Below are 21,967 nucleotides of genomic sequence, written 5' to 3'. Positions count from 1 at the left end.
CGCCAAGCCTACCGACCGGACGCGCGCGGCCCAGTAACGTGAGTGTCGATGAACTTCGAGAAGGCACGGCGCCTCGTGGGCGACCTGGTGCGCGTGAACGAGCGGTACGCGCGCGACGGCCACTACCGGAACGACGTCCGCGAACGACTCGGGCGGACGGTGTCGCGCGTCGACGTCGGGGTCGCCCGGCGTGAGCGCGACCGGGCACCGCTGACCGCACGGCCCTTCGAGGGGCTGGTCGAGACGAGCCTGGCGATCGCCGGCATCCGGACCGTCGACCGTGCGCCCGAAGTGGTGCTGGTCGTCGACGAGCTCCGCGAGGGTGCCGCGTTCGCCGGGGTGCAGACCGCCCTCGCCGTCGCGCTGGCACTCGGCGAACGGCTCGGCCGCCGGGTGCGCGTCGTGATGGTGCGCTGGACGACGCCGGGCAACAGCGCCGCGGCCGCCGAGGCCCTCGTCGCCGACCGCTTCCCGGAGTCCCGTGTGAATGGTCGCCCCGGTGTCCGGGTCGTCCGGCGCGAGGACGTGCTCGGCACCGAGTTCGGCCGCGACGACGTGTGGATCGCCACGCACTGGAAGACCGCGCACCCGATCGACGTCGCCGTCACCGCCGGCGTGATCCCCCGCGACCGGGTCGTGTACCTCGTGCAGGACTACGAGCCCGGCTTCAGCCCGTGGTCGACGGAGTACGCCGTCGCCGCCTCCACCTACCGCGCCGGCTTCCGGATGCTCGTGAACTCGGAGCCGCTCCGGAAGTACCTGTCCGACGTCGAAGGGCTCGACGTGCCCACGGAGCGGACCTTCGCGCCGCACCTCGACCTCGAGCTGCTCGAACGCGTCGCCGGCGCCCGGACCCACGAGACGAGCGTGCGGGTCCTCTTCTACGGCCGGCCGAGCAAGCACCGGAACCTGTTCCGGCTCGGCGTCGCAGCCCTCCGCGTGGCGGTGCAGGAGCTCGCGGCGGACGGCATCCGGGTCGAGTTCCACTCTGCCGGCGAGCAGCACGGCGACGTCGAGCTCGACGGCGGCCGGGGCGACGTCAAGCTCGTGAGCCACGGCACGATGCCGTGGGACGACTACTTCCGGTTCATCACGTCGACGAACGTCGTGCTGTCGCTGCAGCACAGCCCGCACCCGAGCCACCCGCCGTTCGACGGCGCGATCTCCGGCGCCCGCGTGGTGACGAACGAGTTCCGCGACACCCGGGGGCACCTGCACCCGAACCTCGCGGCGGTCCCGGCAGACGCCCGCTCGCTCGGGCTGGCCGTCGCCGACGCCGTCCGGCAGGCCGCCGCCCAGGGGCCGACCGGCTACGTCCCGCTCGCCGACGGTGCGCTCGGCGGACCGCTCGACACCGCCATCGACGCGGTCGCCACGGCGCTCGAAGCCAGCGCGAGCACCAGCACCGACACCGGTCAGACAGAGGAGTCCACCCGATGACCCGCTCCACCCTCGTCGTCGTGCCGGTGTACGGCGACCTCGAGTCCCTGCTGCGCTGCGCCGACGGGCTCCTCGAGCACCTCGACACCGACCGGCACCGGGCACTCTTCGTGAACGACTGCGGCCCGGAGGCCGACACGATCGAGCGCGCGCTGCTCGACCGCATCGGCGACCGTCCCGGCTTCCGGTACGAGCGCAACGACCACAACCTCGGCTTCGTCGGCACGTGCAACCGCGCGGTGACCGAGCTCGACCGTGGCACGGGCAGCGACGACGCCGAGGCCGTCCTGCTCCTCAACAGCGACGCCGTGCCGACCGCGGGGTTCCTCGACGCCATGCTCGAGGTCCTCGACGAGGAGCGCACCGGCGTCGTGACGGCCCGCAGCGACAACGCCACGATCGCGAGCATCCCGTACCGCCTGACGAACCGGGGTGCCGCCCGCACCGAGGCCCGCACGCGCGCGGTCTGGGGTGCGATCGCACCGCTCCTGCCCGTCTCGCAGGTCCTGCCGGTCGCGATGGGCTTCTGCTTCCTCACCCGCCGCGAGCTCATCACCGAGCACGGCCTGTTCGACGACGCGTTCGCGCCCGGCTACGGCGAGGAGAACGACTACTGCCTCCGCATCGCCAGGCACGGCTGGCTCGCGAAGATCGCGAACCGCGCGCTGGTCCTGCACGCCGGCGGCAAGAGCTTCTCCGGCAACCGGAACGCCCTGCGCGCCGCGCACCAGCGCGAGCTGGAGCGCCGCTACCCGTTCCTCCCCGACGCCGTGGCCGCGTACCAGCGGCACGGCACGACGGCGACGGAACGCTTCGCCGACGCGCTGGTCCCCGCCGGTCCGGCACCGCGGCTCGCCGTCGACCTGCGGCACGCCCAGGACGCAGACGCGCTGGTCCGCGAGATCGACGCGGCCTTCGGGGACGGGTTCGGCCTGGAGGCGCGGCTCCCCGCCGGCACGACGGCCCCGGCCCGGTGGACGGTCGCCTCCGACACCCCGAACCCGGACGACCTCGTCACGGTCGCTGTGCTCGTGGACCCGACGCCCGCCGAGGTCGTCACGGCGAACCGACGGGCGCTGCAGCTCGTGGTCGTCCGCTCCGCTCCCCCGTCGGTCCCGTGGTCGTCGCGGACGCACCGGACCGGTGCCGACACCGTCGCGGGCATCGTGGACCGATTCGCCGAGGTCGTCGCCCCCGGCACGCTCGCCTCAGCACGTGCGCGCATCGACGCCTCGCTGGCGGCTCCGCTCGAGGACCGGGCGCAGGCGCTCGAGGCACGGTGGGCCGCGGTCCTCCCGCTCGACCTCACCGCGGCCGAGGTCGCCTCCGCGAACGCCGCCGACGAGGTCACCCGCCTGCGCCGCGAGCTCGACGACCTGCGCGCCAGCCGGTCGTTCCGCACCGGTCAGGCCATCGCCAAGGTCGCCTCGCGTCTGCCGGGGCGCCGCTGATGGCCGACCGTGGGGGCATCGGTCGGGTCGCACGCCGGCTCGCCCGCCCGTTCCGTGGCAACGAGAAGCCGCTGACCGTCACCGACCGCCTCGACCGCTGGGCCCGGCGCATCGCCGAGTTCGGTGTGCTCGACCGCGCGTACCTCGAGGCCCAGACCGGCCGGACGTTCGACACGGACGACGAGGCGATCGCCTTCTACGTGCACAACGACGGGCAGCGTGGCCTGTCGCTCAGCCCGCTCGTGGAGCACGAGTGGATGCGCGAGCACCAGCCCGTGCCAGCGATGTCCTGGTACGACGCACTCCACCAGGAAGGGCCCGAGCTCTTCCAGACCGGCCCGCTCTTCGACGCCGGCGTGTACGCGGCCTCGTTGCCGGCGGCCGACCGTCCGGCGTCCACGCTCGATGCGCTCCGTCACTTCCTGCGGAACGCGACGGACGCGACCGCGCTCCCCGCGCCTCCAGGCCGTCGTGGGCACGCACCCACGTGGGGCGCCGCGCGTGCGGCGGCCCTGCTGACGGCTCGCGCCTTCGCCGACGCGCAGCACCGGACCCGGCGTCGCTACCGGGCCGCGTGGGACGGCCCGGAGACGGCCGAGGCGCTCGCCCGGTACCCGCGCGGAGCCGCGCGCCGCGACACCGAACAGCCGCTCGTCTCCGTCGTGATGCCGGTGTACCGGCGCGCCGACGTGGTCGGTGCCGCGATCGCGTCGGTGCGCGCGCAGCAGCACGCGAACTGGGAGCTCGTCGTCGTCGATGACGGATCCGGCGACGACACCGTCGACGTCGTGCGGCGCATCGCCGCCGACGAGCCGCGCATCCGCCTGATCGAGCGGGAGAACGGTGGTGCGGGCGCCGCCCGGAACACCGGGCTCACGGCGGTCCGGGGTGACTTCGTCGCGTTCCTCGACGCCGACAACACCTGGCGGCCCGAACACCTGTCCGCCGCCCTCGCGGCGCTGCTCGAGACCGACGGCGCCGGCGTGCACACCGGCGTCCGGATGATCGGCGCGAACAACGCGGACGACTCCACCGCGCCGGTGGAGACGTACCGCGGCGAGGACGGCTCGCTCGAGGACCTGCTCGCCGGCAACTTCATCGACCTCAACGCGCTCGTCGTCCGGCGGGACGTCGCCGCCGGCGTCGGTCCGTTCGACGAGACCCTCCGCCGCTGGATCGACTGGGAGTGGCTGCTCCGCATCGGGGAGCGGTTCGGGGTGCCCGCGTACGTGCCGGTCATCGGCGTCGACTACGACAACGTGCGCGACCCGCGACGGGTGTCGTCGGCCCAGCCGGCCTCGTGGCAAGAGGTCGCCCTCGCCCGGCACCGCATCGACTGGGACGCCCTGGCGGCCGCCGCGCCGACCCGCGACGCGGCGCTCGTGTCGGTCGTCGTGCCCGTCTACCGCGACTGGACGATGACCCGCCGTGCCGTGGACGCCGTGCTCGGCGCCGCGGACCACGACGGCGACCGCGTCGAGGTCGTCCTCGTCGACAACGGGTCGCCGCGCTCCGTCTCCGCGATCCTCGGCGCCTGGTTCCGTGACGAGCCGCGCGTGCTGCTGCAGCGCGAGGACCGGAACCGGAACTTCGCGCTCGGCAGCGACCTCGGGCTCGCCCGTTCCAGCGGCGGGACCGTCGTCATGCTCAACAACGACACCGAGGTGACCACCGGCTGGCTCCGGCCCCTGGTCGCGGCGCTGCGCGACCGTGCCGTCCTCGGCGCGCAGCCGCTCCTCGTCTACCCGGACGGTGTCGTGCAGGCCGCCGGCACCGTGTTCGGCGGGGACAAGGTGCTGCCCTGGCACTTCCTCGGCGACCACCCGCGGCACGATGCCGAGCGGGCCTTCGGGGGCGTCGGGTCCGGGTCCGGCTCCTCTCGGCCCGGCTCCGCTGGGTCCGGTTCCGGATCTGGGCCCGGCTCCGCTCCGGCTCGGTTCTCCGCGATCACGGCTGCTGCTGCCGCATTCCGGGCCGCCGACCTCATCCGCTGGCACGGGTTCGACCCCGTGTACGCGAACGGCCTGGAGGACGTCGACCTGTGCCTCCGCGCGCTCGGGTCGTCACCGGTCGGCTCGACGTTCGTCGTCGTGCCGTCGTCCGTCGTCGTGCACCACGAGAGCCGGACACCCGGCCGTGACGACGCCCGCGTCGACAACCGGCGCATCTTCGACGAGCGGTGGCGTGGGCGCTACCCGTCAGCCGACGCGGTCGACCGCTACGACGCCGCCGGCCTGCGGTACCTCGGCGTCGAGCCGGGGCTGCCGAAGGGGCACGCCGTGATGGTTCGGTCCTCGCGGCCCGTCGTCGTCCGGGAAGAGGGCGCCGTGGGGTTCCGCGTCGCGGTGAAGCACGACGGCACCAGGGTCGCGGACGTGACCGCGCTCGTCGCCGCGCTCGAAGGTGCTGGGCACGTGGTGCAGGTCGACATGCCGACGTCCTGGTACCGGGGGTCGAGCGGGCTCGACGAGGTGACGGTGCTGGTCGTCAGCGCGGGTGCGTCGCCGTTCGTACCGCAGCCAGGGGCGCGGAACATCGTGTGGGCCGTGGAGGGGCAGCGTGTGGTGGACGGGGACTTCGCGGTGGTGGTGCCGGCGGTCGACGGCGTCGAGGGGGTCGTGCGGGCGCTGTGAGGCCCGCGGGCGGCCGTATCCGCCCTCCGTCAGGGTAGAGCCCGAAGCGAGCGTTCGTCGTCTCTGAGGCCGATTCTTCGGGCACGTTCACCGTCCTCAGAGCCAAACGCGGCTCGCCGTTAACCTTGGCGGAGCAGGATCTCTCGTATGTCGCTCCTCTCTGATGCAATGCGGTCGACCTTCACGACCAAGTGCGCAGTGTGCGGCGCAGTCATCCGGAAGCGGGATGCACTCGACCACGAAGGCCTGGCGTTCTGTTCAGTCCTGCACGAGGCCGAGTACATCGTGTCCACGCTCGACTGACGTCGCACCGTAGGATCGGGCGGTGCCCGATCGCTCCCTCGCGGTGTTCCCCGCCTACCGGGACAACCCGTACCTGAACCTGATGCTGCTCGCCCCTCGTGCCCGAGGGTGGAACGTCCTCGAGAGCCTCCGTCTCGAGCAGCTCGAGCAACACCTCGGGCACCTCGGCACCGGTGACGTGTTCCACATGCACTGGACTGCCCCGATCGTGCAGCGCGCCGACGACGACCTCTCCGAGGCACGTGCTCGACTCGACCGCTTCCGCGCGGCCGTCGACGCAGCCCGAACACGAGGCACCCGCCTCGTGTGGACGATCCACAACGTCCTGCCACACGACGCCCGGCACCTCGAGCTCGAACTCGAGCTGAACCGGTACCTGGCGGCGACCGCCGACGCCGTGCACGTGATGAACGTGGACACCACCGCGGCCGTCGCGCCCTACTACGAGCTCGACCCCGACCGCGTCGTGCACATCCCCCACTTCAGCTACCAGGGCGTGTACCCGGCCACGATCACGCGCGCGGAAGCCCGGGGGTCGTTCGGCCTCGGCGACGCGGATCACGCCGTCCTGGCGTTCGGGCAGATGCGTCCGTACAAGGGACTCGACGTCCTCGTCGAAGCGGTGCGGCGTCTCGAGCCCGCGGCGCGGCCGGTGCTGTTGCTCGCCGGCCGGACGTCGGACCACGACCGCGTCGAGATCGATCGGCTCCTCGGCGACGACCTCCGAGCCGTCCGCGAGCACGTGCACGTCGACGACGTCGACGTGCAGCGGTGGTTCCGGGCGGCGGACACCGCGGTGTTCCCCTACCGGCGGGTGCTCAACTCCGGCAGCCTGCACCTGGCGGCGTCGTTCGGGGTGCCGTCCGTCCTGCCCGACGAGGCACACCTGCGGGCGGAGTTCGGGGACGAACGGTGGATCCGGTGGTTCGACACGAGCGACGCTGCGAGTTCGCTCGCGGCACTGCTGCGCGGGCCCGACGGCGGCGCCGAGTCGGCGGAGGAGTTCAGCCGGCGGCTGGCGCCGTTCGCGCGGTCGAGGCGGTACGCGGAGTTGCTGGACGAGGTCCGTCGCTAGAAGAGGATCCGCTTCGCTGGTGTCAGGCGCAGAACCAGCGCCACCAGGAGCGGCGCGAAGTAGGCGATGAGGAAGGTCCACTTCGACGACGGGTAGCCGAGCCGCTCAGTGATGGCCAGCGAGAGCGTGTGCAGGAGGATCATCGGGATCGCGCACGCAGCGACCGTGAAGATCACCGATCGGCCCCAACGCGGGATGAAGTGTTCCAGGCTCTCGGCGACAAGCAGCATCCCGCAGGAGATCGCGCATGCCATCAGCACACTCAACAACGGCGTGCCGAGGTTGCCACCTTTCACGTTCAACGTCTCGAGAGCCCCCGACCAGCCGAGCCACCACGCCGGTACCAGGAGCACTAGACCGACTGCGAGCGGGCGGTCGATGGTGTCGCGAGCCCGCCGGAGCATCATGCCCGCCAACAGGAATGCCAGGGCGGGCATCGCGGTGCCAGCCGATTCCGGAATGTGCGAGATCGGGTAGCGGTCGACGATGCACCAGGCGATCCCCACGCCCGCGACGAACCAGGGCATGAACGGGTGCAGCCGCTCGAGCCAGCGCATGAGCACAGCAGCGACGAAGAGGCAGGTGACGAACCAGAAGGCCGAGTACGGGCGCGAGATCCAGTCGCCACCGAGCGGGAGGAGCGCGAGCGTCCGTGTGTCGAGATCGTCGCCCATCAGCGCGCGGAACGTGGTCCAGACCAGCGTCACGAGGACGAGCCAGCTCAGGTACGGCACGAGCAACGTACGCGAACGGCGTCCCAGCTCATCTCGGGTAGAGCGGCCTGCCTTCCAGAGGTATCCCGTGAGGACGAAGAACACCGGGACGTGCCACGTGTACAGGCCCGCCTGTGCGAAGTGCCGCTGGTCCCAGGTGTGACCGGCGACGATCGCGACGACACCGATGACGCGCACCAGGTCGACTGCAACTGAACGGTCCACCCGACGACTGCGCGTCTCGAGCTGATCCGGGACGGTCGACGTCGAGAGCATGCCTCATGGTATCGATTCCGAAAGGACTGCCCGATCGTCGGGCCTGGCCCTCACGCCGTCGTGGCCGACCCCACTGCGAGGATGATGTTGTGGAAGGCCTCACCGAGGCGACGGTACTCGGCGGCGTCGGCCGGGTGAGTACCGTCCGTCGTCACGCCAGGAGCCCAAGAAGAACCGGACCGCGCGAAAACCCAGGGATCTGCCCAGCGCCAGCCTTGATCGTTCACGAACCGCTGCAGCGCCCGACCGTACTCCTGGGCGGCGAACGGCTTCCACCGGTAGGGCGGGAGGTCGGAGACGATGACCTCGCGGGCGCCGACTGTAGTCACGATCTTCTCGTAGGCCGCGCGCTCCTCTTCGAACGTCTCGCCGGTGCGCACCGCGTTCGTGCCGGCGAGGATCACGAGCACGTCAACGTCACGGATCGGCGTCACCGCCGCGGCCATCTCATCGGGTGTTGCCCCTGCGCGGGCCCACCCACCAGCAAAGTCGATGCCGTCGCCCTTCGCGTACGTCATCCAGCTCTCGTCGTCGAGGCCGTTGCCGAGGAAGCCGGATCGACCCGCGCTGAGCGAGTCGCCGACCACGGCAACGCGCAGATCATGCTCGGGCTCGATTCCGGCGGCCTGCGGCGCAGTGGGTTCCACTGCGAAGACCGGCACGGCGAACGCAGTGACGACCACGGCAAGACTGACGACGAGGAAACGGGGACGACGCACAAGAGCTATTCTCACTCACGAATCGTTCCGCCAGCGTCCGTCAGTGGACGACGCTCAGGGGTTTCGTGTGCGCAAGAGCAGTTGCCAGCCACGGGCCGAGGGACGCGCTGTACGTGTTCGACAGGTGAGAGCCGTCGAAGTACACCGACACACCTCCGATCGCGGAGTAGCACCGCCCGTCATGACAGAACTGCGACTCCACCGGGACCCATCGAACCGTGTCGCCGTACCCCTTGTCGACCAGGAGTCGCTGCGGCAGGGACGTCGACGAGGGGAGCGCGTGGGCGACGTCGTTCGTGCACGCCCGTCCGGTTGCGAGACACGACGGGCCGATCACCTTGTCTTCGAGTGTCTGACCCGTGAGTGGCACGTGCTGCAGCATCGTGACGGTCTTGTCAGCGCTCCGGACCCGGTCCACGAGGGAGGCGTAGCCGTCCGCTTGAGCCGACGCGGCGCCGGCGAACCGGTAGTTCGCCCAGAGGTCCGCGAGGACGACCCGATCCGCGTGCGGGACGAGTGTGGACATGACCCAGTCGTTGCGGGCGTCGCACCACGCGCGCTGCTGGGTCGGGATCACGTCGCCGTAGGTGGTCCCGACCGGAGCGTCCATGCTCGAGGGGCACCGATTCCGCGCAGCCACGATGACCTTCACATGGTCCAGCTTGCCCGCGACATCAAAGGCGCTCGACCACGCGCCGGCATGCGAATCACCCCAAAGCAGGAGGGTGTCGGATGCGGCGGCGTCGCCGTAGGTGCAGTACTTCTCGGTGTTCTCGGTGATGTCGTCGATGCAGTCGTCTTTCCAGACGAGCGGCTTGTCCGACAACGGGGCTGGCACGTCCGCCTTGTCGATCTGACCCCAGGGGTCGGCACAGGACGCATCATCGACCGCTGCCGCACCGAAGCACGCCTTCCCCCCGGCGACCTGGGCAAGCAGGCGGTCGTCGGCGGCCTGCATCTTCGCATTCGCGACGCTGACGGTCCCGAAGCACCCAGCGACGAGGACCGCGAGGGTCGCTGCACCGGCGATGAAACTCCGCCGACGGCGCTTGGTGAGGATCGGGCTCGTGCGGACGGGGGTCTCGACCCAGCGGTAGGACGCCGACGCGAGGACGACCGTCGCAGCCAGGACGACGACCTTCAGCCGGAGGTCGAGTTCCACGCCGAGCGCCTGGGGTAGCAGGATGATCAACGGCCAGTGCCAGAGGTACGCCGAGTACGAGACGTCGCCGAGCCACCGGACCGGCCCGAACGACGCGAGGAACCCGAACGACCAAGGCGCTTCGGCCGGGGCCCGACCAGCGATCATCGCCGCCGCGCCCAGGGTCGGCAACAGCGCCGCGACCCCGGGGAACGGGGTCGACTCGGTGAAGGCCACGGCGGCGACCGCGATGGCTCCGAGCCCCACCCACGGCAACCACAGGCGTGCGGCGCGACCGAGCCCGGGGATGAACGCGACGAGGGCCCCGACCGCGAACTGCCACGCCCTCGCACTCGTGTCGAAGAAGGCAACGTCCGGATTGGTGTGGGTGTGCACGACACCCCAGGCGAAGCTCAGCACGCCGACGGCTGCGATGACGGCGATCAACCACGTGCCGCGCCGTCGAGCGATCACGGCGATCGCCGCGAGGAGGATCAACGGCCAGACGATGTAGAACTGCTCCTCGACCGACAGGGACCAGAAGTGCTGGAGCGCCGACGGCGTGGCGCTCGCGTCGAGGTAGCTGACCGACTGCGCGGCGAGGTACCAGTTTTCGGAGAACAACGACGCGGCGAGGACGTTGGATCCGGTCGCCCCCCAGGACGAGGCCGGCAGCAGCAGCAGCGTGAACGCCAGGACGAACGCGAGCACGACCACCGCGGCCGGGGCGAGGCGACGGATGCGACGAGCGTAGAACCCGATGAGCATCGGAACGGGTCGTTCCCGTTCCGCGGCCTTGAGGATGTGTCCCGTGATGAGGAACCCGGAGATCACGAAGAAGACGTCCACGCCGACGTAGCCTCCGGACAGGCGACTGGGCCAGAGGTGGTACAGGATCACCAGCGCGATCGCGACGGCACGCAGTCCCTGGATGTCGGCACGGAAGCCCCGCTGGGGCCGTTCCGTCCCTCTCCTTGGTCGATGCACCCGCCGATGCTACCGGAGCGGCACTCAGCTCCGGGGGCGGCGGATTCGACCAACGATGGATCGCGCGCGTTCCAGCGCTCCTCGCCTCGCTCGCCGATCGATGAGGAACCGCCACCCGTTGCGTCGATCGCTGAGCGGCTGGAGCAGGAACTCGTCCCTCAGCGGCGGTAGGGGCATCCGCGCCGTCACGACCGGGACGGTGACGTCGACCGTGGAGAGTCGGAAGGTCGCGCTGACCGACCATCGACCGGGGTCGAGTCCCTCTGCCGTGATCGAGCCGCTCCACCGGCCGCTCGATGTCGTCGCGACGGTCGTCGAAGAAGAGGAACCATCGTTCAGGGTCAGGCGCATGCTCCCTGCCAGGGACTCACCGAGCGCCGGGCCGTGAACGACGAGCGAATCTACATCGGGGACCACATCGTCGACGACGACCGGTGCGTGCGCGCGGAGCTCGGAGACGAGATGGACCGCGTCGGCATCCGCGGAGACGAGCGCTCGGTACATCGCTTCGAGGAGCTCGGAGCGGTGTGGCATCGCGCCCGTCGAGGACTCGACGACCCTGACAGCGTCGCCGACCAAGGGCTCGAGCGCGTCGGGACCGATCCGTTCCGCCTGCTGGAGGAACGCGGTCACCACCCCCTCCTGGACGAGCGCCGCCGGATCCAACTCCGGCAGGGCCGACGACTCAACCAGCACCTGGACGGCTCCGAGCCAACCGCCGAGGAAGGCCGCAGGATCGGCTTCGCGGTTCCGCACAGCGGCGGCGAAGGTCGCCGCGGCGACGTAGTCGCCGGTCCACAACAGGGCGAAGAGGCAGCGACGCGCGGCGGCGACGTCGTTGATCGTCGTCGGGTCGAGCTCCCGCAGCAGCGCGGACACCGCGCTCCGGACGGTCTCCGGCACGACGGCCCCGTTCGGGAGCTGCGCGAAGTACCGGTCGACATGCACCCACCCGTCGGCGTCGAGGACCAGCAACGCCTGCTGACGGGCGAGTTCCGGCGTCGTCGCACCCACCAAGCGCGCGCATGCGAGTTCTTCGCGGAGGTAGTCGAGGAGTGCTGCCTCGTCCGTCCGGTTCGACATCGAGTCAGCGGCCCCTCCGAGGCGCTCGCGGTACAGGTAAACGCACTGCGGAACGACGTCGATGGCGGAAGCCCGGACGACAGCTCGCGTCATGGGCATGATGTCGTCGGCGTGTCCGACCTCCGGGAAGTGGATCTCCTCGCCCACCCAGAACGATCGACGGAACACACGGTTCCAGCAGGCCCGACCGGTGAGGAGCGCGGGCGTCTCACGGAGGGTCGTGCCGTGCAGGGCGGCTTCGAACGAGTACCAGCGCTTCGTCGGGCTCCACGTCCGGTTCGGCGAGAACTTCAGGTGATCGCCGATTGCCAGGTCGGACCCTGATCGGACGAGCGACTCGACCATGGCTCGGTACGCCCCGCTCGGGACCACGTCGTCAGCGTCCGCGAAGACCAGGTACTCCCCACGCGCGACGGCAACGCCGGTGTTCCGGGCCGCCGCGCCCCCAGGCGCTCGCGACGGGACCCGCCGGACCCGCTCGTCAGCGGCTGCGACGGCGTCTACGAGGGGACCCGTACGGTCCGCAGACCGGTCATCGACGACGATGACCTCCATCGCTTCGACGTCCTGCTCGAGAACGCTCTCGAGCAGCTCACCGATCCACGGTTCCGCGTCGTGCGCCGGGATCACGACCGAGAGCAGGGGCGTTCTCACGTTCTCGAGCTCCTCGTCATCCGTCCCCCATTCGGCGGCTACCGACAGGAGCCGAGACAGTCTAGCGTCGAGGGAAGATCAGATCAGGGGGTCGACATGTCACGTCGTTGGATCACTCGTGTCGCTGTCATCGGCGCACTCGCCATCGCATCAGCCACGGTGGCCGTACCAGCCGTCGCCGCAACCAAACCGGCGCAGGTGACCGGTGTGAGCAAGGCGACACAGGACTGGGCCGGGAAGAGCGTCAAGGTGAAGTGGAACGCCGTTTCGAACGCCACGAGCTACGTCCTCAAGTGGTCGACCCGGTCAGACCTCGGCAGCCCGACGTACCGGGATTCCTCCGTCGTCGGCGCGTGGATGACGAAGCTGCAGCCGGGCGCGACCTACTACGTGACGGTCGCAGCGAAGAACGGCACGACAGCGGGTGCATGGGCGAAGACCGTCACGACGAAGCTGCAGCCCAATGCCGTCGAGACCTTCGGCACGATCACGGCGAAGCCCGCTTCCAATGGTGTGACAGTCTCGATCCCTGAGGTCGCGAACGCGAGCGACTACCAGATCCGGTGGTCCGCGGGACCGAACGAGAACCGGACTCCTGATCGGTGGACTGCGCATTACACGCCGTGGTCGTCAGCGTTCGATCCGGCAACGAGGACGTGGACCCTTCCGGGTTCGGGCAGCGATCTCACCTCCGTCGCGTACGGGAACCCGATCTACGTCCGAGCGATGGCACGCAACACCTACTTCAACCCGACCTACGTCAGGAAGTCGGCGCAGGTGAGCGCGTGGCCGACGCCGACGAAGCCGGTCGCCTCGGACCTCGCCGTGCACGTCGCGAGCTATAACGTCCTCTGCTCCGGATGCGAGACGAACGGTGCCCCGGGCTGGTCCACCCGGGCGCCGGCGATCGCGAGCACGATCAACGCCAAGGACCCAGACGTCCTCACGGTCCTCGAGGCAAGCGGCCTGTCCAACGGCAGCGGTTCGACGCAGGCCTACCTCGACCTCGACCGACGTCTGCCGAACCTGCAGCTCGTCGATTCGTCGCCCATGACGGTCAGCAAGTCCCACCAGGGGAACCGAATCCTCTACAACCCGGCCAAGTACTCGGTGCTCGACCACGGCGTTCTCGCCGGCATCAAGGACTACGAGGTCTATCCGGCGTCGGCTGCCCCGGACACGAACACCCCTTGGGCGAAGCTCCAGGCCAAGGACGGCAGTGGAACCACGTTCTACGTCGTCGCCGCGCACTACGGAATCCCCTCGAGCTCCTACAGTCAGCCCCGCAAGACGCTGCTCGGTCAGAACTCGACGCAGCTCCTCGCCGCGCTCAATCGGATCAACACCCCGAACGCGTCCGGCAAGCGTCTCCCGGTCGTTCTCGGTGGCGACCTCAACGACAGCCGCTACCCGGAGGACGCGATCGACGGAGCACAGCCAACGCTCATCCGCGGTGGCTTCTACGACGCCTCGGCATCACAGCACCGGTACGGCACCGCCAAGACGACCTACAACAACTACCAGCCACCCTCGAAACAGGCCGATGACCCGAACAAGGACGGCCAGCGCATCGACTACATCCTGACGCAGGGCATCCAGGGCAGCGACGAGTTCGTCAACAACTGGAACCCGGGCACGTCAGTGATTCCGTCGGACCACAACATGCTCGAGGCGCGTCTCCACCTCCCGGACGTCAACTGAGTCGCGGCGCAGCTGTCGTCTTCGGTTCGTCCTTCTCCATCGAGAGCCGTGGCGCGCCGTCGATCGCGAGCATCGCCTTGAACACGCGCTCGCAGTTGCGCTCGTCACGAGTCACGAAGGCTTCCTTCGTTCGTCCGAGGTAGACAGGAGCCGACTGCCAGCCCCCCGCAGCGACCTGCACAACAGCTTCCTCCACCGACTCGACGTCGAGCGCAACCGGCCCGAATCCGTCGCGTTCGTAGTCGAAGTACCCACGCCGGCCCACATGGGTTCCGTCGAAGAAGGACGCAGCATCGAACTGGAAGTACACGAGCGGCACGTCCAGGAAGGCTGCTTCGAACCCCAGGGAGGAGTAGTCGGTCACGACCAGAGCTGCGCGCGCGATGACGTCCTGCACGTTCCGGGTTTCGAAGTCCCACACTTCGACCCACGCCGGGATCTCAAAGTCGGAGAGGTACGGCTGCATGTTCGGATGCGGCATGAAAACCACCCGCTTCCCCGAGCGCCGCGCCTCTTCGCGAAGGCGCGGTGAACCGATGAGGCTGTTGAACGCGCGCGCGTAGACGCTGTTCATGAAGTCGGGGTTCTTGACGCGCTCATTGCTACCGGCAACCTGCTTCCCGGCGAGCTTCTTGCGCCAAGTGGGCATGATCAGCAGGAGGTCGCGCTCGACATCGGGAACGGCGTCTCGTTTCCTGAGGAGTTCATCGTGGCGCGGGAAACCAGTGAGCACGACCTCCCGATCGCTGAAGAAGTACGGGCCTGTTCCAGCGATGGCCTCGCGTTCTTGCGGCGTTACCGTGACGAACACCTCGACGGGCTTCGGGTTGACCCATCGAGAGATGTCGTAGTTCGTGACTCCGTGCTGGAGCCAGGTGAAGCGGAATGGCAGCCTTCCGTAGCGCCGCTGGTCGAGCGGGTCGACGACGTACTGGTCGATGTGGGAGGACGCCAGATGGATCGCGTGGAGCAGGAGCGCCTTCCATCGAGGGCTGCCGTACGCGACCAAACGGAAGCCTTCACGTTCCAGCCTCGCCCAATCGCGAGATTCTCTCCGGAGAACGAACCAAGCGTTGATCTCCGGATGGTTGCCATTCACCCAGCGGTACAGGTGCTCGGCGTTGTCGTTAGCATTCGTGTCTCGGTCCATGAACACCCACGCGTTCGAGAACTCCGAGCGATACCGTCTCGACCGCGCGCGGAGACCGATCATTGTGTCAGCGGCCCGCCGTCCTACCGCACCTGATCGCGCTTCTCGGAGCGCGTTGCCCACTACCCGACGGGCCTTGCGCGTGAACGAGACGTCGAGATCATTCCATCTTGGTGCTGACGCTTCTCGTTGCTTCATGATCAGCGGATGCAATTGGTGTCGGTTCAGCGTCGTTTCCAGCCCGAGGGTCTCCTCGGTCGCGATCGGCATGGTTGTTCCGTCGAGCGCCGCGGTGGTGAGCTTTCCGCGCCGGAGCCAGACGTGGCGCTGCTTCATCACGGCACGACCGTAGAAAACGTACTCCTGCACCGTGTCGAACACCGGTGTGGCCTTCTCTCCGTCGACCCGGAACTCTTCGGCCGGAAGGTTCCCGCTGAACCAGTAGCTCAGCTTGACGTGCTGCGGTCCCTCATCGACGCGAGCCAATCGCACGTAGTTCGGTCGGTGGGAGGAAATCCCGTACCCGTCGAGCAGCGTCTTCCTGACTGCGAACTCCACACCCATGATGTCGAACGCGATGATGGCGTCGGCACTCAGTCGGGAGCGGACCTTCGCCACCAGGGAATGGAAGGTGTCAAAGACTTCGCTGGGCGCGAGCGCCGACGGGGAGTTGAGCGCCCGCTCGTTCTTGAAATACCAGAACAGGTCGTAGAGGACCATGTACTCGAGCCATCTCGGGACGGCTCCTCGGGCGTGCTGAGCGCGCCCGAGAAGGTCGAGCATCCCGTATTCCAGGACGCTGGTGTACTTGGTCGGCTTGTCGAAGTGCGACTCCATCAACGAGGTTCCGTCACCGCGGACTCGGTAGTGGTACTTCGCAGATGCCAGGATCCCGACCCGCGCGGTCTCGAGCGTGAGCAGGTACTGACCGATGAAGTGGGCGTCCTCGAACACCGGACGAACGCGGTCGTCGAAAGCGACTCCGGCCGATGCGATCTGGTCTACTCGGAAGAACGCCGAGTTGACAGCGAGCTGGATGATCGGGTCATCCGCGAGGTCGACGATGCGCGAGCCGCGCGAGAACTTGGTGCGCAGTGGGTGCGTGTTCGCGAGTTCGCGTTGCTCATTCAGGCGCATCTGGTGCGTTACGAGCATGCCGACAGAGTCGTCACCGTGGAGCTCAATGAACTTCTCGACCTCCGCGAAGTAGTTGACGTCGAAAACGTCGTCCGGGTCGGCGAAAGTCACCCACTGCGCTCGAAGGTGTCGGATGCCGGCGTTACGTGCGGCTGCAACCCACTGGTTGTCCTGGTCCACGACGGTGACATGCGACGCGCGGTCACGTGCCCAGTACTCGAGGACTTCCAGGCTCTCATCCGTGGAGCCGTCGTTGACGAAGATCACTTGGACCTGCTCGACTGGAAGGGTCTGCGCTTCGAGAGAAGCGAGGAACTCGGGCAGGTACCTCGCGACGTTGTAGACCGCGATCACGGCCGCCATCTTGAAGTCGTAGCGTTCAGCGTTGACCGCGGTTGTCACGATGAATCCGTCCTCTCGAGTCACCTGCACGCCCGTTTCCCCGGCGATGAGCAGCTGTCAGTCGCTCCGGGAGCCTAGCGGACCGCAGTCTCGACCTAGACTCATCTGTTGGGGCACTCGCTGATCCGAGCGCGCTACCGAGACCAGCAGCCAGCGACCGAGAAAGTTCCATGCACGAGAAGACGTTGTCGAACGAAGCGCCCACGATCTCTGCAGTGATCCCGACGTACAACGTCGAGCGGTGGCTGCCGGACTTCCTGAGTTCGCTCGAGCTCCAGAACGCTCCAGCCGCGGATGTCGAGTACATCTTCGTCGATGACGGCGCGACAGACGCAAGCGCGTCGCTCATCGAGAGATGGATTTCCGCCCATCCGGGCCACCACGCACGACTCATCCGCCAGGAGAACGGTGGCGCTGCTGCTGCGCGCAACACGGGGCTGGTGCACGCTCGAGGACAGTGGTTGACCTTCCCTGACCCTGATGATGTGCTGCATCCCGACTACTTCGCCCAAGCGTTGAAGTTCATCCGACTTCACGGGTCGAAGGACATCGCGCTGCTCTCGGCTCATCTCATCTACCTCGACAATGAGGGCACCGAGTTGAACGACCAGCATCCGTTGCGGGGCAAGTTCGCTCAGGGGACGCGCATTGCACACCTGACGGCCGAGCCGATGATCCAGCTCAGTGCAGCCTCTGCCTTCCTCCGAACCGAGCGAGTGATCGAAGCAGGGCTGACGTTCGACGAACGCGTCAAGCCGAACTTCGAGGACGCCCACTTCATCGCGCGGTATCTCCTGCTCCAGACCCATCCCAAAGTGGGCCTGCTCGCGTCGGCGAAGTACCACTACCGGAGGCGAGGCGACCAGTCCTCTTTGATCCAGACGAGTTACTCGATGCGCGAGAAGTACGACGACGTCATCGAGTTCGGCTACCTCGACATCCTCCGCATCGCGCAGGAGCAGGGTGCAGTACCGCGGTGGCTCGAGAACACTGTCCTCTACGACCTCTTCTGGTACTTCAAGAACGAACGCGCCATGCACTCGCCGAGCGCTGGCGCTCCGGTCGAGGCGTTCCCCCGCTTCCATGGGCTCGTCGGTGACATGCTCGCGGGTCTGAGCAAGGACTCGATCAAGTCCTTCGATGTGATGGGCGTGGAGTTCGCAGTCCGATTCGCTCTCCTGGTCGGGTACGAGGCGTCCGTGTACCGTCCGGTCGAAGCGCGTCTGATCGAAGTCGACGAGCGTGCGCAGTTGAGCCACCTCAGCTTCTGGTTCACCGGAAACCTTCCCGATACACACATCGTCGTCGACGGCGTGGAGGTCGCTCCGGCTCACGCGACGACTGAGGTCCTCAGTTTCTACGGCCGCGAACTCCTCAAGCGTCGCCATCTGTGGGTCCCGAACGGGCATCGCATCGAGGTTCATGTCGAAGGCCGTCGCCTCTTGGCTTCGACCCGCGAAGTCTCGCTTGTCTCCGAGAGTTTCTCTCGCGCGCAGCTCGAACCCACCATCGTTCGACAGCGTCGCGCCGTCTACCGTCGCTTCACTCAGGACGGCCAGAAGTCCGCGCAGTGGATCGCCGGGGACGTTCGGAATGAACTCCGACAACTTCGCTCGAGATTCTCTCGGACTTCCCTTGCGGAACGCAGGATGTCTGCCCAGCTCCGGTCGGAGCGGGTTCGGCGGCGTTTCGCCGATGCCTGGGTGTTCATGGACAAGATCCACGCGGCGAACGACAACGCGGAACACCTCTACCGCTACGTTCGCGAGAATCACCCACGAGTCAACTCCTGGTTCGTGCTGCATCCGGGGTCCGGGGACTGGAACCGTCTGCAGGCCGAGGGGTTCCGCCTCGTGGCGCACGGTTCCAGAGACTGGGAACTCTTGATGATGTCGGCAGTCCACTACGCGTCGTCCCACGCGGACCAGCCGGTTGTGCAGCCCCTGCCCACCCGACGGTTCGGCAGACAGCGCTACCACTTCACCTTCCTCCAACACGGCGTGATCAACTACGACCTGTCGCGATGGCTGAACAACAAGCCGTTCAGGTTGTTCGTCACGACCACAGTCGACGAGCAAGCATCGATCGCTGGCGATGGCCATTACACGTTCACAGATCGCGAGGTGGTACTCACGGGCATGCCTCGCCATGACAAGCTGCTTGCGAAACGGCTGGCGGTCCCCATCGCTGATCGGAATCTGATCGTCATCATGCCGACCTGGCGGCACTACCTTCTCGGCGCGGTGGATCCGACAACCGGCCTACGGTCCCGGTCGGAGTCGTTCTCCTCGAGCGACTACGCCCGCGAATACAGCGATCTGCTCTCCTCGAGTGAACTCGTCGCCGCGGCGGAAGAGCAGGGATGCGAGGTCGTGTTCATGCCGCACCCGAACATGAAGCCCTATCTCTCTGACTTCGCCATGCACCCTGGTGTGCGTGTCACCGATTTCGAGAGCGAAAACATCCAAGACGTGCTGGCACGCGCTCGAACCGTTGTGACCGATTACTCTTCTCTGGGCTTCGAGGCGGCCCTACTCGACATCCCGTTGGTGTACTTGCACTTCGACATCGATCGGTTCTTCGGCGGAAGCCACATCGGCAGGCGCGGGTACTTTGATTACCATCGCGACGGATTCGGTCCGGTGACCACGTCAGCGTCTGATGCGGTGATTGAACTCCTTCGGCTGGCCGAGAACAGCTTCACGCAACCAGACGAGTTTGCGAAGCGCACCCGCTCTGCCTTCCCTCTTCGGGATGGGAAGAGCAGCGAGCGGGTGTTCCGCGCGATGCAGGCCTTCACGCCCGGGAGCTGAGGGGTCCGCCAGACCGCCGCAAGGCGTCTCCGGCAGGAAGCGCGCCGGCATCGGTTGACCACTTCCGCTGACCGCTGACTTCTCGTCCTTGAGCCGTCCGCGGATTCAAGGCGATGAGCGCGTCCCTGCACAACTTTTGCCCGAACCGGCAGCCATCGTCCGGCGTTCCGTCCGTTTGCCCCTGATGAAAGCACCAACGGGACCACGAGCGAGGTTGCGAGAACTACCTACGCGTCGACAACTCACGGAGGGACTTCTCGACGACCGTTCTCACACGCGGCGCGAAAGGCCTCTCCACGAAGAAGTAGACGAGCGCAGCGAACGCTCCAACGAACGCGAAAGTGATGGCGAGCACCAAGGAATTCGGCAGTTTCCCCGAGAGGAGGTGGATCATCCACCAACCCCACCACTCGTGCACGAGGTACAGGGGGTAGGTCAGGAGGCCGAGCCCAGTCAACCATCCGATGTGGACGCGAGCGAGCGGGGTCAGGGTGACGACTGCAACGGCGCCGAAGCAGCACAGGATGACCAACGCGGTGGTGTGACCGGAAAAGGACACCCCTGTGGAACTGGCGAGGGTGGCTTGGCTTTCCTGGCCGGGCACTGCGACGGCCAGCAACGCGGACATCGCGAGCACCAGCCAGGCGGCGACGTCGCGGTGGTGACGCGTCAGCAAGTAGATCGCCATGCCTCCGGCAAACAGAGCGGCATAATCGGCGTTCAGGGCCTCAGCGAGCCACTGTTGGTTGGTGGTGCGAGCTAGGGCGGCGGCAACCGGCCAGACCGCGGCAAATGCGAGGACCCTCTGCCTGGTGATGCCGACGAGCATGAAGAGCGCAATCAGCACATAGAAGCGCAGCTCAACCCAGAGGGTCCAGTAGACGCCGTCGATGTGATCCACGCCGAATGCGCCCTGCATCATGGTCAGGTTCACCGCGACCTGATAGATGGTGATGTGCTTCTGCTCGAGCCAGATCACCCCCAGCAAGACCGCGGCCGTCGGGACAGCGACGAGATACGCGGGGTACAGGCGGCTGATCCTCGATGCGACGAAGGAGGGAATGTCTTTTCCCCAAGCAGTCATGAGGATGACGAACCCGGAGATGACAAAGAACAAGTGCACGCCGTAGTACCCCAGTGACGTGAAAGTGTGCAAGTGCGGGAAGACCTCGGGGACTGGTCTCCCCCATGCCTGGTGCTGCTTCGCGGTGAAGTGGAAGAACGCAACCCCGAGCGCAGCAGCGAAGCGGAGTCCATCGAGCATGGAGAACCGTAGTCGCTGCTTCCGCGGGAGCGTGCGGACGTCTTGCGTCAGGGGTGCGGAAGTCACTTGAGCATCTTAGTAGCGAGGCAGACCGCGCCAGTGAATCGAAGTCGCGTCCGGACTCGAAACGCCACGGCCGGCCCCCAGGGCGTTCCGGTTCAGACTACTGCGGTCCGGCAGCACAAGATCAAAAACGGCGCCTGGCCCCCGATGCGCGAGAGTCGCAATGGTGGATGAGTCCCGTAAATCGATCGTCAAGGGGTCGTCTTGCTGCGGACAAACCACTTCGAGCGAGACGGTCGTTATCGCTCTCAAACAGTTTCGTTGTACGCCTTGACGACGTCGTTCGTCTTGCCGATCATCTTCAATTCGCCCTCGTTGAGCCAAGCGACGTCGTCGCACATGTCCTTGACCGTGCTCATGGAGTGCGAGACGAGGATGACCGTGCGGCCCTCCTCCTTCATCTCCTTGAACTTGGTGCGGCAGCGCTTCTGGAAGGTCGCGTCACCCACGGCGAGGACCTCGTCGACGACGAGCACATCGGGGGTCACGGCGACGGCGACGGAGAACCCGAGGCGCACGTACATACCCGACGAGTAGTTCTTCACGGGCTGGTCGATGAAGTGCCCGACGCCGGAGAAGGACACGATCTCGTCGAACTTCCGGGTGACCTCCTTGCGGCTCATCCCGAGGATGGACCCGTTGAGGAAGACGTTCTCACGACCGGACAGCTCGGGGTGGAACCCGGAGCCGACCTCGAGCAGCGAGGCCTGCTTGCCGCGAGCGGTGATCGAGCCCTCTTCCGGCCAGAGGATCTTGGCGAGGCACTTCAGCAGTGTCGACTTGCCGGATCCGTTCTTGCCGATCAGGCCGAACGTGGTGCCCTGCGGCACCTCGAAGGAGACGTCCTTGAGCGCCCAGAAGTCCTCGTGCACGGACTTCTTCCCACGCATGACCATGCTCTTCAGCGAGTCGTTCCGCTCCTTGTACATGCGGAATCGCTTCGAGACGTGGTCGACGGTCAC

At 67.4% G+C, this 21,967-nt stretch carries 14 protein-coding genes; 7 read left to right on the top strand and 7 right to left on the bottom strand.

Annotated features, from left to right (window positions below):
* The first annotated feature begins 48 nt into the window (after positions 1 to 48).
* The 5 genes from DEJ28_RS07385 (at position 49) to DEJ28_RS07365 (ending at position 6,902) form a co-directional block, all read left to right on the top strand.
* Complete coding sequence (locus tag DEJ28_RS07385) at positions 49 to 1,440, top strand: rhamnosyltransferase WsaF family glycosyltransferase (RefSeq protein ID WP_111115041.1); 1,392 nt, start codon at positions 49 to 51, stop codon at positions 1,438 to 1,440.
* Positions 1,437 to 2,891, top strand: coding sequence for a glycosyltransferase family 2 protein (locus DEJ28_RS07380; RefSeq protein WP_111115040.1), 1,455 nt, complete (start codon positions 1,437 to 1,439; stop codon positions 2,889 to 2,891). Before DEJ28_RS07385 ends, DEJ28_RS07380 begins: the two co-directional genes overlap by 4 nt.
* Complete coding sequence (locus DEJ28_RS07375; RefSeq protein WP_111115039.1) at positions 2,891 to 5,524, top strand: glycosyltransferase family 2 protein; 2,634 nt, start codon at positions 2,891 to 2,893, stop codon at positions 5,522 to 5,524. Before DEJ28_RS07380 ends, DEJ28_RS07375 begins: the two co-directional genes overlap by 1 nt.
* A gap of 147 nt (positions 5,525 to 5,671) precedes the next feature.
* Positions 5,672 to 5,827 carry a hypothetical protein gene (locus DEJ28_RS07370; RefSeq protein WP_181433660.1) on the top strand — a complete coding sequence of 52 codons (156 nt, stop codon included), beginning with the start codon at positions 5,672 to 5,674 and terminating at the stop codon, positions 5,825 to 5,827.
* 22 nt (positions 5,828 to 5,849) lie between these two features.
* Positions 5,850 to 6,902, top strand: coding sequence for a glycosyltransferase (locus DEJ28_RS07365; RefSeq protein WP_111115038.1), 1,053 nt, complete (start codon positions 5,850 to 5,852; stop codon positions 6,900 to 6,902).
* Here DEJ28_RS07365 and DEJ28_RS07360 read toward each other — a convergent pair.
* The 4 genes from DEJ28_RS07360 to DEJ28_RS07345 are packed head-to-tail and all read right to left on the bottom strand — an operon-like array spanning position 6,899 to position 12,475.
* Positions 6,899 to 7,891, bottom strand: coding sequence for an acyltransferase family protein (locus DEJ28_RS07360; protein ID WP_111115037.1), 993 nt, complete (start codon positions 7,889 to 7,891; stop codon positions 6,899 to 6,901). The genes DEJ28_RS07365 and DEJ28_RS07360 overlap by 4 nt on opposite strands.
* 50 nt (positions 7,892 to 7,941) lie before the next feature.
* Entirely contained in the window at positions 7,942 to 8,610 is a 669-nt protein-coding gene (locus DEJ28_RS07355) for an SGNH/GDSL hydrolase family protein (protein ID WP_181433659.1), read from the bottom strand.
* A gap of 40 nt (positions 8,611 to 8,650) precedes the next feature.
* The gene (locus DEJ28_RS07350) at positions 8,651 to 10,738 is read right to left on the bottom strand and encodes an acyltransferase family protein (RefSeq protein WP_111115035.1); all 2,088 of its coding nucleotides are present in this window, start codon (positions 10,736 to 10,738) and stop codon (positions 8,651 to 8,653) included.
* A gap of 24 nt (positions 10,739 to 10,762) precedes the next feature.
* Positions 10,763 to 12,475, bottom strand: a complete 1,713-nt coding sequence (locus DEJ28_RS07345) for a glycosyltransferase family 2 protein (RefSeq protein WP_181433658.1) — start codon at positions 12,473 to 12,475, stop codon at positions 10,763 to 10,765.
* Between the two features lie 207 nt (positions 12,476 to 12,682).
* Here DEJ28_RS07345 and DEJ28_RS07340 point away from each other — a divergent pair, with 207 nt between their 5' ends.
* On the top strand, positions 12,683 to 14,176 hold the full coding sequence (locus DEJ28_RS07340; RefSeq protein WP_111115033.1) for an endonuclease/exonuclease/phosphatase family protein: 1,494 nt from the start codon (positions 12,683 to 12,685) through the stop codon (positions 14,174 to 14,176).
* Here the strand turns inward: DEJ28_RS07340 and DEJ28_RS07335 are convergent.
* Positions 14,169 to 16,865 (bottom strand): CDP-glycerol glycerophosphotransferase family protein, encoded by a 2,697-nt coding sequence (locus DEJ28_RS07335; RefSeq protein WP_146248818.1) that lies wholly within the window; start codon positions 16,863 to 16,865, stop codon positions 14,169 to 14,171. The genes DEJ28_RS07340 and DEJ28_RS07335 overlap by 8 nt on opposite strands.
* Positions 16,866 to 17,035: 170 nt before the next feature.
* Here DEJ28_RS07335 and DEJ28_RS07330 point away from each other — a divergent pair, with 170 nt between their 5' ends.
* Positions 17,036 to 19,678, top strand: coding sequence for a bifunctional glycosyltransferase/CDP-glycerol:glycerophosphate glycerophosphotransferase (locus DEJ28_RS07330; protein ID WP_111115031.1), 2,643 nt, complete (start codon positions 17,036 to 17,038; stop codon positions 19,676 to 19,678).
* A gap of 223 nt (positions 19,679 to 19,901) precedes the next feature.
* Here DEJ28_RS07330 and DEJ28_RS07325 read toward each other — a convergent pair whose 3' ends face one another.
* Complete coding sequence (locus tag DEJ28_RS07325; RefSeq protein WP_111115030.1) at positions 19,902 to 20,942, bottom strand: acyltransferase family protein; 1,041 nt, start codon at positions 20,940 to 20,942, stop codon at positions 19,902 to 19,904.
* 311 nt (positions 20,943 to 21,253) lie between these two features.
* On the bottom strand, positions 21,254 to 21,967 hold the full coding sequence (locus tag DEJ28_RS07320; RefSeq protein WP_258367996.1) for an ABC transporter ATP-binding protein: 714 nt from the start codon (positions 21,965 to 21,967) through the stop codon (positions 21,254 to 21,256).

This window comes from Curtobacterium sp. MCPF17_002, from assembly GCF_003234115.2.
In the GTDB taxonomy this organism is placed as follows: Bacteria; Actinomycetota; Actinomycetes; order Actinomycetales; family Microbacteriaceae; genus Curtobacterium.
The sequence above is the reverse complement of the archived record's forward strand: the minus strand, read 5'-3'. Positions and strand labels throughout refer to the sequence as shown.